Origin of the sequence: Lactobacillus nasalidis (assembly GCF_016587775.1) — a bacterium.
Lineage (GTDB): Bacteria > Bacillota > Bacilli > Lactobacillales > Lactobacillaceae > Lactobacillus > Lactobacillus nasalidis.
This window is the reverse complement of sequence record NZ_BOCG01000358.1, coordinates 1-2,178: the sequence shown is the minus strand read 5'-3', so window position 1 is coordinate 2,178 and position 2,178 is coordinate 1. Positions and strand designations below refer to the sequence as shown.

At 55.6% G+C, this 2,178-nt stretch carries 1 protein-coding gene and 2 pseudogenes; all 3 read right to left on the bottom strand.

The window, feature by feature from the left end; translation table 11 throughout:
- Positions 1-222, bottom strand: a pseudogene (locus tag lacNas_RS06845) (hypothetical protein); the annotation flags it as partial.
- Positions 223-404: 182 nt separating this feature from the next.
- Positions 405-1,571 (bottom strand): MFS transporter, encoded by a 1,167-nt coding sequence (locus lacNas_RS06840; protein ID WP_201330850.1) that lies wholly within the window; start codon positions 1,569-1,571, stop codon positions 405-407.
- Between the two features lie 167 nt (positions 1,572-1,738).
- A pseudogene (locus lacNas_RS06835) lies at positions 1,739-2,178 on the bottom strand (MFS transporter); the annotation flags it as partial.

Genomic DNA, 2,178 nt, shown 5'->3' with positions numbered 1-2,178 from the left:
CGCCAGTCGGGCCACGTCGGCTGGGTGCACCCGGCCGAAGCTGTGGTGGTTCAGATATTCCAGCATGGACCGGCGGTCGGACTGGACCATCCGGCAGTACTCGTCTGAAACCAGCAGGACGTGGTATTCGCCCGCGATGACCTGCATGACCATCAGGGGCAGGGGGGCCTTTTCGTATTGTCTGCGTTCTTGATCGGTAAATTGATAAAGCTCATCCGGCATTTTTTCTTCCTCAAATGTTAAAGACCAAGCGGTCAAACGTGCAAAATTTTTCGGAAATTTTGCAAGGCGCTTACTTCATAGTGAAAGATAACACATCTTTTACAAAAATTATAACACCGATCGCCCGGGCAAGGCCGGATTCAGCCGCCTTTCACGTTAGTAAACTGCTTAACAAAGTATGCTTACTTGCGTAAAGAGCGCGAATGGCTGATGGAGATTGCTGAAACCAGCAGGCAGGCGATGATGCCGACGGCCAGGTCGCCGCCGAAAGCCAGGCGGATGTCGATATCGGACAAGACGCCGGTGATGATCGGGACGGTGAAGGAGGCGATGGCGCCAAAGAAGTAGAAGATCCCGGTAGCCAGCCCCTTTCTGTCAGGATAAAGCTCCATGAAGGCGTTCAGCCCGGTCTGCATGATCCCGCTGGCGGCAGTTAGGCCGAACATGAAGGAGGCCAGTTCAGACAACAGGGCGGAATGGCTGACCAGCAGCAGCAGGACCATCAAGGTGGCCAGGACGTTCATGACCAAAAGGATGGCGTAAGGCGAGACTTCCCGGCTGAGCAGGCCGAAGAGGCAGAAGACGCCGATGATGGAGCCGACGCTGTACAGGGAAAGAAAGAGGTGGCTGGTTGCAAGCGAGAAGCCCTGCTTTTGCCCAAAAAGGGTGATCCACTGGGTAAACCAGATCATCAAGGCCATGGAGGCATAGCCGTAAAGGGCAAAGCAGACGGTCGTCAGCCAGCTTCTCTTGCCGCCAGCGGCCTCTTGGCGGCTTTCGGCGGTTTTTTGCCCGGGCTTGGGGAATTTCAATGGGGCCAGCAGGATGGCGTTGACTACCAGGATGGCGGCCATGGCCATGAAGCTGTAGCCAAACCAGAGCTGGTGGCGGCTGAGGCTGGCCACCAAAAGGGGCAGGATGAACTCGCCCAAAGAAGCGGCGGCCTTGATCAGGATGTTGCCCCGGCTGCCTTTTTGCCCCATTTCAGCGAAAGTGGTGTAGGTCCCGGCGTCAAGGGCTGAGTTGGCGATCCCGGCCAGGATGGCCAGGCCGTAAGCCAGGTAGACGTTTTTGGAGAAGGGGATGCCGAGGGCAAAAGCCAGGTAGCAGGCCATGCCCAGGTAGACGAAGAATTTCCGGCTGATCTTGTCGGCCAGGTAGCCGGTGATGAGGTAGGCCAAAAGGCGGCCGATCCCCACGCCGGAGATGACAAAGGAAACCAGCTTCAAGGGCACCGACCAGCTCTTGCCCAGGGCCGTCATGTTCTGGGACAGAATCAAGAGCCCGAAGCCGTGGGCGACGTAATTGAGGTAAAGGCTGACAGACAGCCGCAGTTTTTGCTTGTTCATAGGCGGTTCCTTTCCGTAGTAAAGCGCTTTCTTTTGTTATATAATTCATTATATCATTTTTATCAATTCGTTTTTTGTCATAATTGATAGAAAGATTTGTAAAAATAACGCGAAATTTGCAGCAAAAAAGCCGTGGAAGTAAAATTCCGCGGCAATTTTTCTGAAAATTAAGCTTTAACTTGCACTGCTTGCTTGGCTTCTGCCGGCTTGAGGGCCCAGTTGATGGCCAAGCCCAGGCAGCTGGCCAAAAGGCCGATGAAGAGGTCGCTGCCAAAGGCCAGCTGGATGCTGACGTCCGACAAGACCCCGGTGATGATCGGAACGGTGAAGGAAGCGAGCGCGCCAAAGAAGTAGAAGACGCCGGTGGCCAGGCCCTTTCTGGATGGGTAGAGGTTCATGAAGGCGTTGAGCCCGGTCTGCATGATCCCGCTGGCGGCGGTTAAGCCGAAGACAAAGGCAGCCAGGGCCGTCAGCCAGGCTGTCTGGCTGACCAGCATGACGGCGATCGCGCTGCTGGCGGCCAGGTTCATGAAGATCAGGAGCCTTTGGCCGGAGACTTTGCCCAAAATGGCAAAGAGGCAGAAGACGCCGGTGATGGAGCCGATGC